The organism is Sedimenticola selenatireducens DSM 17993 (assembly GCF_000428045.1).
In the GTDB taxonomy this organism is placed as follows: Bacteria; Pseudomonadota; Gammaproteobacteria; order Chromatiales; family Chromatiaceae; genus Sedimenticola; species Sedimenticola selenatireducens.
The window spans coordinates 37826-51462 of record NZ_ATZE01000013.1; the positions used below are offsets into that span (position 1 = coordinate 37826).

The following is a 13637-nucleotide window of genomic DNA, read 5'->3' on the forward strand; positions in this document are numbered from 1 at the left end:
GGCTCCCGTATGCCGGCACCGCACCCGCTCAACCAGGCCGTGATCGCCCAGGCCCTGCATGACCTGCGCAACGGCCAGTTGCGCCGCTGCAAGGCGATGGGCTTCGGCGAGGAGGAGCTGGATGCGCTGAAGCACCCCGAACTCGTGAGCATGCTGGTGAATGCCACGGTGTCGTGGTGTTCGGTGTCGGTGAACCGGGAGGTGTTGAAGCGGCTGCTGAGCCAGGTGCACGACGTGGAGCGGGAGATCGCCACGGTGGACCGCATGCTGCGCCTGGGGGCGAGCACGGAGATGGTCAGCAAGTTCTACGGCCTCACGCATCAGGAAGTGGCGCTGCGCCGCGACATCCTCGGGCTGCCCAAGCGCAAGGGCCGGCATCCGGTGCTCGACGAGGCGCAGGACGTGGCCTTGTGGGAGCGCTGGAAGGCCGGCGTTGCCGAGCGCCATGTCGCCCTGACCGACGACATGGCGATGCTGGCGCTGACCATGGACCTGGCCGAGGCGCTGAGCCTGCCGATGTCGGTGATCTGGTCGGCGATACGGAACTGGATCGACCAGGGGCTGGTGTAGGCCATGACCACAGGCGGCGCACCACGGCGCGATGGCCCGGTTGCGCTGTCGGCGTTGTTCGACGAGGCGCTGCGGCACCTTGAGCCGACGGAACCGGCGCAGGGCACGGCGCCGAGCCAGGACGGTTTCCTCTACAGCGGCAACCGCCATGAGAGCGTGCCGCGCAGGCTGTTCCTCGACCGGCGCCTGACGCCGCTGGAGCGAAACGCCTGGCAGGTGTTCCGCCTGCAGCTCAACGACGACGGCGTGACCGCCTTTCCCACCTACGACCAATTGCGCCCCTACTTGGCCTCGATGCCCTGCGCGGCACAAGCCTCGCACGAGACCGTGGCGCGCGCCCTGACGCTGTTGCGGCTGACGCGCTGGCTCAGCCTGGTGCGGCGGCGGCGCGATCCCAAGACCGGCCGCATCCAAGGGAACCTCTATGTGCTGCACGACGAACCGCTGTCGCCCTTCGAGGCGATGCAGCTCGACCCCGACTATCTGGGCCTGGTGAGCCAGGCGCTCACGCACGCGGCGAAGGCGGTGCAGGTCGTGGGCATGAACACGCTGCGGGAGATCGCCGAAGATCCGCTGCTCAGCGGGCGCACGCTGCCGACCCGCCTGCAAGTGCTGGCGCAGCGCATGGCGCGGCATGGCTGGACGACGCCAGGTTATCCACAGGAGGGGGCCGACCACGAATCCGAAGAAGGCCAGGAAGCCCTGCTTCGGAATGCTGCGCGCCCGTCTTCGGAATCCGAAGCAGGGCCGAAACCCGCGCCGGACGGCTCTCTTCGGATTCCGAAGGAGGACCGTACAGTACGTAATGATCGTATAAATGAAGTACGTACAGTACCGCGCGCGAGGGCCTTGCAGAACCTGCGACTGCCCGAGCGTTTCCTGCGCTTGAAGGACGAGCAGCAGGCCGGCGCGCTGGTGGCGCTGCAGCAGGTGGACGAAGCTCAGCGCCAGGCGGTGCTCGACGAGTGGGCGGCGCGCTGTGGCGGCAGCACGGTGCGCAATCCCGCCGGCTATATGTTTGGCATCATTCAGAAGGCGATCCGCGGGGAGTTCAAGGCCTGGGCCGGAGAAAGTGCATCGGCGGCGCCAGCGTCCCCGCCGTCGTCACCACCGGCATCCCGTGCGGCTGACCCCGAGGTGGCACGTGCCTACCTGGCACAGCTCCGAGAAGCCTTGCGTGATCGCTGATGTTGACTATCCCCAGGGGATAGCTGGAACAGACACCTTTCCGCCGCGCTCAATTGTCGTCCGCCGAACGACAGGCGAAACTGTCGCCTGTGAATCAGACGAGGACAGCCACGCACGAGCCCGGCCGATGATGGACATGACGACTTCCCCCGTCACAAACGTACTGCAACCACTGCAGCGAGACGTTCAGCGCTTGCTGGGCAGATGCCTGTTGCGCCTTCAACAATACGAGCGCCTCATGAAAGCCATCGTGGCGCACCACGAGATTTCAGGCCCGGCGCATTCGCTGGAGGCCATTCGCACAGCGCGGATCGAAGATGCCGCGACCAAGACCCTGGGCACGTTGGTCGGACAACTGTTTGGTTCGTATGTGGTCACCGATGGAAATAGTGGCAAGGAACGCGACAACGATCTTCCCGGCGACGTGATTTCCTTTCGCACGCGCGTGCAACTGAGCCTATCTGCGCAGGACTACGCCAAAACCCAGGCCGACCTCAAAGACCTGGTATCGCTGCGCAACACCCTGGTGCACCACTTCATCGACCAGCACGATCTATGGACCGTGGACGGGTGTCGCGCTGCACAGGACGAACTCGGTTCCGCCTACACGCGCATCGATCAACACTTTGAGCAGCTGCGCGGCTGGGCCGAGCACATGGATCAGGCGCGGCGCCTGGCAGCGGAGTTCGTCCAGTCGGATGTGTTCCACGACCTGGTGGTCAATGGCATCGCGCCGGACGGCACGGTGGACTGGCCGGCCGCCGGCATCGTTCGCGCGCTGCGCGAGGCCGCCGCGCAGTTGGCCGTCGAGGGCTGGACACCCATTGCCGCCGCTGGCCGCTGGATCGCGGACCAGCATCCCGAGCAGCTTCCAGCCAAGTACGGCTGCAGCAGTTGGCGGCAGGTGGTGCACGAGTGCCGCCTGTTCGAGCTTCGCTACCGTGAGGTGGAGGGGCAACGGGCCGCCTGGTACAGACCTCGCGAGGCATAGCCCCGCAACGCGGTCTCACCTCCGCGCGAGCCGCGAACAACTCCGCCGAGCTATCCCCAGGGGATAGCCGGCACACACAGCCTTCCGTGCGGAACAAACCGGGCGCGCATGGGCTGCGGTTTGTTGACTGACAGCCTTCCGGCCGATGCCGATGCTGGCGACTCGCCCCTTCACCGCGAGTCGCTCCAATGGCCAACGAACGCACAGAACCCCTGCAACTGAATCTCGGATCGCTGCGCAGCGCGATGTCGCTGACGCTGCACACGCACCACGCTTCGCGCATCTGGCACGGCCGCGCGCCGACCGAGGGGCGCCCCGGCATCATCGGTCTCAACGGCTTCATCGGCGCCATGAACAAGATGAAGCGCGGCGCCGAGCAGGACGACCCGTACTCGGATTGGTGGATGTTGCGGATCGAGGACAAGCTCGCCGAGACCAAGACCCGCCTGCAGACCCTGCGCGAACAGGTCGACCAGGCCCTGGCCGACGTGCCACCGGCGCTGTCGCTGGGCGAGAACATGAATGTGCAGCCGGTGAAGCTGCCTCTGTTCGTGAATGCACAGCTCGGCTTCATGGCGGTGTACCTGCTGGCTGACTACGACGACCTGGCGCGCAAACTCATCCTGGCGCACCACACGGCGCTGATCGACCGCAGCACCTTGGAGCGCTGGCTCAATGATGGCGCGCACGCGCTGCGCAGCCTGTTCTCGCTCGCCCAGCAGTACCGCTACTCGGGCACGACGCGCGACGACTTCGCGGCGAAGAACGCCGCGGCGCGAGCGGCGCTGGAGAAGTTCGGCGAGCTGCCGCAAGACGTGCTGGAAGGCACGCGCCGCTCGCGCTTCGCGCCACCGATCGCGCGGCGGACGACCAAGCCCGGCACGCCGCCTGCTGCGCCCGCCATTGAGCCCGATGCGCCGGCTCACACGGATGGCGCAGCCAATCCAGCGACGGGTAATGAGGGTGCTGACGCATGACGGCATCGCCCCCCATCAGTCACTCCACGCGCTTCGTGACGCTGGAACAGGCGGACTTCCAGCGGCTGGAACACGCAGGCTACCTAAAAGGCCTTTTACAGCCTTTTAAGGGTAAGGGGAGTCTGGAGACCTGGGCCAGCCAGTGCGCAGCGCTGCGCGACGACGTGATTGGCCTGGCGCAGCGGCGTGTGCTGCCCCAGGCACGCGCCTACCCCTTCAGCCTGCTCGACGTGCAACTGGCCCAGCAGGCCACTGGCGCAGGGACGACCTTCCTGCGCTGGCGCAACCTCGACCGTTCCTCCATGGGCGTGGCGTTGTGGGAGGCCCTGCTGGCCAACCCCGCGACGCCGGCCTCGCTGATCGACGAGCTGTACGCGATCGAACTGCAGCGCATCGTGCTGAACATGCAGATCAGCCTGACCCACAGCATCGCTCGCCAAGCCCTGGAATGCGCCAACAAGGCCGCGCAGGCCGAAGCGGCTTACCTGCGGCGCGTCCACGGGCGTACCGCGTCCGTTCCACCCACCACCAAGGAGTCACCATGAGCACGCACTTCGTCGGCGAGGGCAACATCGGTTCTGCGCCGGACTACCGCGAATTTCCGAACGGCAATGACGAGCCGCGCCGGTTGCTTCGCCTGAACGTCTATTTCGACAACCCGATCCCGAAGAAGGACGGCGAGTACGAAGATCGCGGCGGCTTCTGGGCGCCCGTGGAGCTGTGGCACCGCGACGCCGAGCACTGGAAGATGCTGTACCAGAAAGGCATGCGGGTGCTGGTCGAGGGCCGCACCGTGCGCGACGAATGGGAGGACGCCGACGAGAACGAGCGCGTGACGTTCAAGGTCGAGGCGCGGCGCGTGGGCATCCTGCCGTACCGCATCGAGTCGGTGGCGCTCAGCGCCAAGCCCGCCGGCGGACAGTAATTCGCCCATCGCCGTTCCCCCGAGGGCGGCTGTAGCAACCGTCATACGCCCGCGATGCACCAGCGAGCTATCCCCAGGGGATAGCTCCAAGGTCGTCCACGGAGTTCCAGCCGCCCTCCCGAAACGACGCTCTTGCTGTGCCAGCTCCTGCGGTCTATGCGCACCGCTGCGGCAACGGACCGCCTGCCGATCACAAAGCGGTGTCTGCATCAATCGGCTTCCTTGCTGCCGGCATCTCCTGACTCCGCCAAGCTGACGCCCATCCGATGAACCGCACATTTCCAAGGAGGCTTCATGCGCGTGTTCCTGTGCGAGAAGCCGTCCCAGGGCAAGGACATCGCCCGTGTGCTGGGTGCCGGTCAACGCGGCAACGGCTGCTACAGCGGCGCCGGTGTCGTCGTGACCTGGTGCATCGGTCATCTGGTGGAGGCGGTTCCACCCGAAGGCTACGGCGAGCAATACAAGCGCTGGGCCATCGAGCAACTGCCCATTCTTCCTGAGCGTTGGCGTGTCGAGCCCAAGGCGGCGACCGCAGCGCAATTCAAGGTCGTGCAGCAGCTCGTCGCCAAGGCGGGCGAGCTGGTGATTGCGACCGACGCCGACCGCGAGGGCGAGATGATCGCCCGCGAGATCATCGACCTGTGCGGCTACCGCGGGCCGATTCAGCGCCTGTGGCTGTCGGCGCTCAACGATGCGTCGATCCGCAAGGCCCTGGGCACGCTCAAGCCGTCCGCCGAGACACTGCCGCTGTACTTCTCCGCGCTCGCCCGATCGCGTGCCGACTGGCTGATCGGGATGAACCTGAGCCGCCTGTTCACGCTGCTGGGCCGCCAGGCCGGCTACAACGGCGTGCTGTCGGTCGGGCGCGTGCAGACGCCGACGCTCAAGCTGGTCGTGGACCGTGATCGCGAGATCGCACGATTCGTCTCCATGCCGTATTGGGCCGTGGATGTGCTGCTATCCCATGCCGGCCAATCCTTCACCGCGAGCTGGATACCGCCCGAAGGCAGCACGGATGCAGCGGGTCGCTGCCTTCAGCAGCCGGTGGCGCAGCAGGCTGCGGATCGCATTCGCGCGGCACGCGATGCGCAGGTCGTGTCGGTGGACACCGAGCGCGTGCGCGAGGCACCGCCGCTGCCGTTCGACCTGGGCACGCTGCAGGAGGTGTGCTCCAAGCAGTTGGGCCTCGACGTGCAGGAGACGCTGGACATTGCCCAGGCGCTGTACGAGACGCACAAGGCGACAACGTACCCGCGCTCCGATTCGGGCTACCTGCCCGAGAGCATGCTGGCCGAGGTGCCGACCGTACTCGACAGCCTGGTCAAGACCGACCCCAGCCTGCGGCCGCTGATCGAGCGCCTGGATCGCCAACAGCGTTCGCGTGCGTGGAACGACGGCAAGGTGTCGGCTCACCACGGCATCATCCCGACGCTGGAGCCCGCCAACCTGTCGGCCATGAACGAGAAGGAGCTGGCCGTCTACCGGCTGATCCGCGCCCATTACCTCGCGCAGTTCCTCCCGCACCATGAGTTCGACCGGACGGTGGCGCAGTTCTCGTGCGGCAGTCAGTCGCTGGCGGCCGTGGGCAAGCAGATCGCCGTCATCGGCTGGCGTGAGGTGCTGGCGACGCCAGGGCCGGACGATGCCGATGGCGAGGATGCGCAGCGCAGCCAGGTGCTGCCCGCCCTGCATGCGGGCCTGTCCTGCCCGGTCGGAAAGGTGGATCTCAAGGCGCTGAAGACGCTGCCGCCCAAACCCTACACGCAGGGCGAGCTGATCAAGGCTATGAAGACCGTCGCCAAGTTCGTGACCGACCCACGCCTGAAGCAGAAGCTCAAGGACACCACGGGCATCGGCACCGAGGCCACGCGCGCCAACATCATCAACGGTCTGATCGGTCGCGGCTACCTGGTCAAGAAAGGCCGTGCCGTCCGCGCTTCCGACGCGGCATTCACGCTTATCGACGCGGTGCCCTCGGCCATCGCCGACCCCGGCACCACGGCGGTGTGGGAGCAGGCGCTCGACATGATCGAGGCCGGCCAGATGGCGCTGGACACCTTCATCGAGAAGCAGTCCGTGTGGCTCGGCCAGCTCGTGCAGCAGTATCGCGGCGCAACGCTCTCGCTCAAGCTGCCGCCGGCGCCGGCCTGCCCGCAGTGCGGCGCACCGATGCAGCAGCGCACGGGCAAGAGCGGCGCGTTCTGGTCCTGCTCGCGCTACCCGGACTGCAAGGGCACGTTGCCGATCGAGTCCCCGACGGGCCGGCGCAGCGCACCGCGCAAGCGGCGCGCTGCCTCCAAGGCGTCCTGATCCTCGCTTCCCCCTGCCGCGCCGGCCACTTCACTGGCGGCGAGGCAAACGTCCCGCACCGCGCGGGACTCCAAAGCGCGCGTCTCCTTCTGCAACGGTGTGCGCGCCCCGTCTGCCCGCCATCGGGCGACAGGGCGAGAAGGTCATTGCTCCACGAATCGCGCCCGCCGCCATTCCCTTGATCGGTGTGCCTTGCCTCGGTCATGAGGGGCTTCCTGACGCCTTGCCGCCGCGCGAGCCGTGAGGAGGCCCCTTGGGCCGAGGGTATTCCGTGCCGGTGCCCGCCGGCGGAACAACGGGCTCCCTTTGTGTGTGGATGCACGCCAGAGGTTTCCGGCCCCAGCCACGAAACGGGCCGGGTGCGATTGCTGACGCAGCGAACGGCTTTGACGACGGCCCGCGCTGACGCAGCCCACAGGTGGTTCTCCTTCCTCTCCAGCCGAAGGCCCGCGTGGCCTTCGGCGCCCTGGTCCTTGCCTTGTCCCGTGACGCGGGCCTGCCCTAAAGCGGGCCGTCCGCGATTCGGTTTTCCCTGCGACGACAGCCATGCTTCGCGCCCATCCTCACGCCATGCGTTGCTGACAGTCGTCAGCGGCATGCCCTGGCAGTCCCGGTCTTCAAGACTGCAACGCGGTTCGCCGCGTTGACCGATCCAGTCCGCTTCGCATCGCCCACCGCGGACGCTCGCCGGCCTGGCGACGATGCACTTTTCTCAACCACCCGAGGGGAACTCCATCCTCTACGGGATGCGTGCTCCTCGACCCACCAAGGAGCACGGCATGTCTGAACCTTCCGCATCTTCCTCTGCAGCCGCAGTACGCAGTGGTGCGCTGGCGCTGGCCTGGACCGGCAAGCGTTTGCCGCTACAGGTGCTGCGCAGCGCGGCCGGCCACTACATCGGCACGCAAAACGACGAAGGCCCGGTATCGCGGGAGTCCGTCGAGTATTTCCCGACCCACCTCGCAGCACAGCGCGCCCTGGATACCCATGCCTGGACACAGCGCGCTCACCCCTGATTCCCACCCTTCAAGGAGTTCTCTCATGAATCTGTCTTTACCCGAAGACGTGCTCGATCAGATGGCGCTGGAACAGGCGCACTTCGACGCTGCACCGCTGGCCTTCTTCGAGGCCTGGAAGCGCGGCGCGCAGATCGCCGGCCACGAGTGGTTCGGCGACGGCACACGCGAAGGTCTGCAGCGTGCCACCACCAAGTGGGACCTGCGGCCCAACATGCTGATGCTCAACGACGCCCTGGGCGTGCTGAGCAGCGGTCAACGCATGTTCCTGTCCGCGATGGTGAGCTTCTACAACTCCCGCGAGGGCGGCGCGATGCTCAAGCGTTGCGGCTTCGAGGGGCTGTCCGACTTCGGCGGCCTCGATCTGGAACGGCGCCAGGTCATCGCTGACCTCACGCTGCACTACAACGGCTGGTGAACCGCGCCTGGCAACCCACCGTCCTTTCATCCCACCCCACGAGGGACATGCGTCCCCGTTCGGGGCCATGTCCCTCCTTCCTTCCGCAGGAGCGGCCATGTCCCGAATCACCATCTTCCACTGACCTGCACCGCCCGCCACCAGGGCGGCCCGACGCCGCGGCCGGCTGACCGGCTGCCACTTCATCCACTCGCTGGGGTTCAATCCCCGGCAGGGGATTGCCTCGGCCATCCTCTGCTGGAGGAATCCCATGTCTCATTCCAAAAACCCCTTCGTCCGCGGCTACGATGGCCTGTCCGTGCAGCGGCTGCTGGCGATTTCCTACGACGACGGCTGCCCGCTGAGCTATCTGCCGCTGCACGTCTCGCAGTCGCACCTGCCGGACAGCCAGGTCGAGCGCCATGCCTGCGTCTTCTGCGACGACTTCGCGCTGATCACCGAGGGCCAGAACGTGCCGCCCGAGCTGGACGCGCAGTGCCCCAGCCACGGCATCGCCCGAAACCTCGTCTACGCCGTCATGGCCGAAGAAGCCGGCCAACCGCTGCACGTCGGCGATACCTACTCCGAGGAAGCCGCGCGCGAGGTGGTACGCCGCCTGCGCTTCGAGACCGGCTTCTACAGCCGTGCCTGGGAAATCAGTTCGGCGCACATCACCGAGGAGGCCGGCCGCTTCCTCGCCGAACTGGCGGACATCGCCACGCCGAGCGGTTTCTTGTTCGTGGCCTTCCGCATTCCCTACAGCCCGGCGGTCGGCGTGAAGCTGATCGCCACGCCCTGGACGGATGCGAACCTGCCGCATGTCGAGGGCATCACCGCCGAAGAGCTGCGGCAGGAGCACCGGGCCAAGGGCGTGCCGGAGTCCCTCGTGGAAGTGTTGCACCTGGCTGCGCTCGCCGACGTTCGCATGTTGGTGTTCGATGCCGACGCGCCCGTGCTGGACGGACTGACGCTCTACGACGACGAGTAACCCGCAACCCATTCGAGCCCCCACGTCGGGGCTCTTCTTTTTCGCGGAACGCGGTGCCGGCGCATTGCCGATTCCCAACGGACGGCCGCCGCCATGTGCCGCACGCTGGCCGCATGTTCGCTGGCGTTGCCGGCAGCATGCCCAGGCAGTCGAGACCTTCAAGACTGCGGCGCGGTTCGCCGTGCTGGTTGCTTCGTTCTCCGGGCGCACCCGCGTCCATCCACCTCACCCTCAAGGGACAGACTTCCCTTGCGGGCGGGAGTCCCTTGGTTGTCACAAGGAGTCTCCCCATGGATACCCAAGCCATCCGCGCACAGATGCCGACGCTCGTTGTCGGTCATGTGCCTTCCAACGTCCGTTCGTTCAAATTCAACATCTTCGACGGCCAGCCCAAGGTTTCGACGCTGGGCTTTCACATCGACCCGAAGCCTTTCGAGGGCAAGGTCATCGCCACCACCGACGAGGCCATCGTCGTCAAGACGGGACGAGCCGAGTTCGCGGTGCTCGATCGCACGCTCGTGACCGAAGTGCCCGACGAGGGCGCCAAGGTGCAGGTCGAACCCTATGTCAGACGCCGCTTCGACGGTCAGCGGGCGGACACGCCCGAGGAGCAGACCGAGTTCACCGCCGACGGCCAGCCCTACACGGTGAAGCGGTTGGTGCTCGGGTCCGCACCGGCGAAGCTGCCGATCCCCGAGCCGCGCTGCCCCGAGCTGCAGGAACTGATCGACCAACTGGAGCAGTTGCCCGCTCCCGACGGTTTCCGGCGCGTCACCCACCTGTTGGTGGATGCCGGTGCGCGGGACATCACCTGGGTCGATCCGCTGCCCGCCGACATCATCCGCACGCCACCGGCCATCGGCTTCACCGTCGCCACGACGAAGTTCCACGGTCGCGTCACCGTGCTGTATGAGCGTGGCCTCGACCTCTACGCGGTGGAGCTGCGCCGCGACGGCGAGCTGGTCGAACGGGTCGATGAGGTGTTCTTCGACACCCTCGGCGAGACGCTGGAACGGCTGATTGACGACGGGAGCTGGAGACGCATCCGCGTGCAGTGCCTGTCGAGTCGCAAGGCTGTCCGGCACTGACCTCTCAGCAGCTTCCCGCCCTCGCGGCGGGAAGCCTCTCTTCCTGCCCCCGGGAGATCACACCCATGACTGTTCGATTCAAAGGCACGCAGCTGCGGCCCGTGCTCGCCGAAGCGGTGGCGAATCAGTGCCGCGTCATCCTGGTCAAGGATCAGGGCGTGTACTTCCTGGCCGAGCGCGGCGAGCGCCGACCCGATGGTCGCCAGAAGACCATCGCCTATGCCGCCGGTTGCAACCCGGATGTCGATGCCTTCGACGACTGGTGGGAACTGGCGCGTGCCGAGTTCGGTGGCGACGACTTCGGCGAGTTCTTCGATCCGCAGGAGGGCGTGTTTGCGCGCATCCTGCGCAGCGAGGACGACCTCGACGTGTCCGCCACCGCGACACACCTGTCGCTGCAGGCGGTTCCTCCCACGCCCAGCGGTAACTGACCATCCCTGGCCCCCGCTCCGGGGGCTCTTTCTTCCCGGCAATGCGGACAGCCGCGAGTGCCGATTGCCGCTCGCCTGCGCGCCGTCCCGGCGCCACGCTTCCGGCCATGTTCCGCTGACGTCCGTCAGCGACATGCCCAGGCAGCCACGATCTTCAAGGCTGCGATGCGGTTCCGACCGCGTTGATCACTCCAGTTCGCACCGGCATCCATGCGCGAACGGCCATCGGTTCTCGATGGCGATGCCACCAAGCTGTTCCATCAACCCGCGCGGGGGTTCCACACCTTCCCCGCCTGGGTCGGGTGTGTCTCCGCCTTTTTGTCTTTCAGGAGATTCACCATGACCACTTCCACCGAAAAGTCCTATTTCGATCTGCACATCACCGGCCTCGGGTACCTCAATCGCATCCGCGAAGTGAAGCCCAAGAAAGGCGATGCGTTCCTGGCCTGCGACATCGCGGCCTTGAACGGTCCCAGCGATGACGTCTCGTATGTGCGTTTCGACACGCGCGTATCGGGATCGGAAGCGCAGCACCTGGTGCGCCGCTGCATTCAGGCGGTCGACGCCGAGAAGAAGGTGATGATCGGCTTCCGCCTGGGCGACCTGTGGACCGACACCTTCACCTACTCCAAGGGCAAGCGTGCCGGCGAGCAGGGTGTGAGCCTCAAGGCCCGCCTGCTGTTCGTCAGTTGGATCAAGGTCGACGGCAAGCTCGTCTACAAGGCAGAGCCCAAGCCGACCGAGACCGACGAGCGGGAGCCGGAAGTCCCTGTGACGTCCGACGCGCCCGCTGCGCAGCAAGCCTCGGCACCGGAGCCTTCCAAGCCCGTCGCCGATGCTGCCGACGACGCAGCCGATGCCCCCGCATTGGCCGTTGCCGAGTCGTTCTGATCCGCAAGGCCCCATCCCCGGGGCCTTGTCTTCTCTTCGTCAGCAGGAGACCTTCATGATCACCATCCCCGGCCAACTGGCCATCAAGACCATCCACGGCAGGAACGGCGACTTCAACGTCGGCCGCCTGGCGACCTCCATCGGCGAGTTCGTCGTGAAGAACGCCGAACTCGATCAGTACCGCGAGGGCAAGTACGACGGTGATTTCGTCATCGTCGAGATTCGCCCCTCCACGTACAACGCCAACGGCCGCATGGTCATCGAGATCCGCGCCCATCTGGGCGGGATGACACTGTCCAACATCGACGCCCTGAGCCGCGACGAAGCCCGCCGGCTGAGTCCGCAGGAAGTCGATCCGATCGACGAGGAGGCGCAGACGCCCGTGCCGGCAACGCCCCCGGTCAAGCCGAAGGCGAAGCCGCGCAGTCCGCGCGATCCCCTGGTCGATACCACGCCGTTCGGCAGCGAACCGGCTCCCGTGTCCGCTGCGGCCTCGGCCGAGGCAGACGACGCGGCGCTGTTCGGTGCCTTGTGGCCCCTGGGCGAGACCGTGAAGCTCGACGCGACCGTGGATCGTCGTGTGCTGCGTCAGCAGCGCGACCGTCTCGACAAGCTGGGCTACGAGTTCGCTCCGTTGTCCCAGGACTGGCACCTCAAAGCTGCCTGATCCATCCGCCGCCTCGCGCGGCATTCCGCCACCCGCCGGGGTCCTCCCCCGACGGGGAGGGCTCCGGCCATTTCTTCAAGGAGACCCTCATGGGCTGGACCTTCGTTCGTCAGACGCGCGATCAGTTGATCCGCGAGCTGCTCGCTCCGCAGGCGTCCGAACGCGCTTGCTGCGAAGTCATCGACCACACACTGGACGGCGACGTTCTGTGGACCGTGGTTCGCGTCACCGCCAGGCAGGCGGGCGTCATGGGCCTCGCGGCCGGTGAGTCCGTCTGCTACATCGGCTGCCATCTGTTGGAAAGCGCGGGCTTTGAGTGGGGCTACAAGTCCCTCGATGAGTCCGTGCATCCGTACTACTACTCGTGCCCGCTGCGCTATCTCGACATGGCGCCGGTGCAAAGCCCCGAGTGGCGCGAGCGGGTTCACCGCTTCCACGCGGGGCGCGCTGCCTAGCGGCACGCATCTTCCTTCACCCAACCGGGGCGAGCACTGCCCCGCGGGCTGTGGTTGCTCCTTCTTTTCCAAGAGGACATCACCATGCCTGCACCTTCTTCCGCGAAACCGCTGTACCGCATCGACGAATGCCCCGACCTCATGGCCGACGGTTGCGTCGGTGACGAGCAGGGCAATCTCGTCTTTCTCTCGATCTGGGCGCGCGACACCGCCGTTCAGGAGTTCCTCGCTCGCCTGACCCTCGGCCGGGATGAACAGGGACTGGATCAGTTCCACGTCATCACCGAGCAGGGCGCATCCATCCCGGTCTTCGTCGGCAACGTCGAGAACCTGGAAAAGCGCATCACCCGCGCCTATCGGCGAACGCTGTTCGGTTCGCTGACGAATGTGTGGCTGTTCGATCGTCGCTGCGTGAAGCCAGACAAGGCCAACGCCAGCGCGCTGGCGCTTCTGCCCAGGGACTCCGCTCACCGGCTCGACCGGCTGTGGACGCTGGTACAGGACACCTGCCCGCTGCCACTGCTCGACCACTGGCGCGACACCGTGCTGGAGCTGTTGCAGACACGGCGGATGCTGACCGGTCTTCCCTTGGCCCTCGGGCCGCTGGAAGGCCATCGGCTGGCCCTCGATGTCCCGGCGCTGACGAAGGCGCTGGGCGAGCTGATCCGCAACGGCACCCTCGGCGCCACGCAGTACGAACTGGCCGCGAACGCACCGCTTCGGCGTGTGGCGTGAGCCATCCC

At 66.6% G+C, this 13637-nt stretch carries 16 protein-coding genes; all 16 read left to right on the forward strand.

Annotated elements, in window-relative coordinates; genetic code table 11:
- Positions 1 to 9: 9 nt before the first annotated feature.
- A complete protein-coding gene (locus A3GO_RS0111865; RefSeq protein WP_029133582.1) occupies positions 10 to 570 on the forward strand; it encodes a DUF2857 domain-containing protein in 561 nt (186 codons plus the stop codon).
- Between the two features lie 3 nt (positions 571 to 573).
- Complete coding sequence (locus A3GO_RS0111870; RefSeq protein WP_029133583.1) at positions 574 to 1758, forward strand: STY4528 family pathogenicity island replication protein; 1185 nt, start codon at positions 574 to 576, stop codon at positions 1756 to 1758.
- Positions 1759 to 1996: 238 nt separating this feature from the next.
- Positions 1997 to 2749: an OST-HTH/LOTUS domain-containing protein gene (locus A3GO_RS0111875; RefSeq protein WP_029133584.1), complete on the forward strand. Its 753-nt coding sequence runs from the start codon at positions 1997 to 1999 to the stop codon at positions 2747 to 2749.
- A 188-nt stretch (positions 2750 to 2937) separates the two neighbouring features.
- Positions 2938 to 3726 (forward strand): PFL_4669 family integrating conjugative element protein, encoded by a 789-nt coding sequence (locus A3GO_RS0111880; protein WP_029133585.1) that lies wholly within the window; start codon positions 2938 to 2940, stop codon positions 3724 to 3726.
- The gene (locus A3GO_RS0111885) at positions 3723 to 4271 is read left to right on the forward strand and encodes a DUF3158 family protein (protein ID WP_029133586.1); all 549 of its coding nucleotides are present in this window, start codon (positions 3723 to 3725) and stop codon (positions 4269 to 4271) included. The genes A3GO_RS0111880 and A3GO_RS0111885 overlap by 4 nt, the downstream gene beginning before the upstream one ends.
- Complete coding sequence (locus tag A3GO_RS23725) at positions 4268 to 4651, forward strand: single-stranded DNA-binding protein (RefSeq protein ID WP_037375257.1); 384 nt, start codon at positions 4268 to 4270, stop codon at positions 4649 to 4651. Before A3GO_RS0111885 ends, A3GO_RS23725 begins: the two co-directional genes overlap by 4 nt.
- Positions 4652 to 4945: 294 nt before the next feature.
- A complete protein-coding gene (locus tag A3GO_RS0111895) occupies positions 4946 to 6961 on the forward strand; it encodes a DNA topoisomerase III (RefSeq protein WP_029133587.1) in 2016 nt (671 codons plus the stop codon).
- A 779-nt stretch (positions 6962 to 7740) separates the two neighbouring features.
- Positions 7741 to 7977 carry a hypothetical protein gene (locus A3GO_RS0111900; protein ID WP_029133588.1) on the forward strand — a complete coding sequence of 79 codons (237 nt, stop codon included), beginning with the start codon at positions 7741 to 7743 and terminating at the stop codon, positions 7975 to 7977.
- Between the two features lie 25 nt (positions 7978 to 8002).
- Positions 8003 to 8395 (forward strand): hypothetical protein, encoded by a 393-nt coding sequence (locus A3GO_RS0111905; protein ID WP_029133589.1) that lies wholly within the window; start codon positions 8003 to 8005, stop codon positions 8393 to 8395.
- A gap of 250 nt (positions 8396 to 8645) precedes the next feature.
- Positions 8646 to 9362, forward strand: coding sequence for a DUF5983 family protein (locus tag A3GO_RS0111910; protein WP_029133590.1), 717 nt, complete (start codon positions 8646 to 8648; stop codon positions 9360 to 9362).
- A 290-nt stretch (positions 9363 to 9652) separates the two neighbouring features.
- A complete protein-coding gene (locus A3GO_RS0111915; protein WP_029133591.1) occupies positions 9653 to 10450 on the forward strand; it encodes a hypothetical protein in 798 nt (265 codons plus the stop codon).
- A 65-nt stretch (positions 10451 to 10515) separates the two neighbouring features.
- Positions 10516 to 10881: a DUF3085 domain-containing protein gene (locus tag A3GO_RS0111920; protein WP_029133592.1), complete on the forward strand. Its 366-nt coding sequence runs from the start codon at positions 10516 to 10518 to the stop codon at positions 10879 to 10881.
- Between the two features lie 339 nt (positions 10882 to 11220).
- On the forward strand, positions 11221 to 11772 hold the full coding sequence (locus A3GO_RS0111930) for an STY4534 family ICE replication protein (RefSeq protein ID WP_029133593.1): 552 nt from the start codon (positions 11221 to 11223) through the stop codon (positions 11770 to 11772).
- Between the two features lie 55 nt (positions 11773 to 11827).
- Positions 11828 to 12439 (forward strand): DUF3275 family protein, encoded by a 612-nt coding sequence (locus A3GO_RS0111935; RefSeq protein WP_029133594.1) that lies wholly within the window; start codon positions 11828 to 11830, stop codon positions 12437 to 12439.
- Between the two features lie 89 nt (positions 12440 to 12528).
- Entirely contained in the window at positions 12529 to 12894 is a 366-nt protein-coding gene (locus tag A3GO_RS0111940; protein WP_029133595.1) for a hypothetical protein, read from the forward strand.
- An 84-nt stretch (positions 12895 to 12978) separates the two neighbouring features.
- Positions 12979 to 13629 carry a hypothetical protein gene (locus A3GO_RS0111945; protein ID WP_003141029.1) on the forward strand — a complete coding sequence of 217 codons (651 nt, stop codon included), beginning with the start codon at positions 12979 to 12981 and terminating at the stop codon, positions 13627 to 13629.
- Positions 13630 to 13637 lie beyond the last annotated feature (8 nt).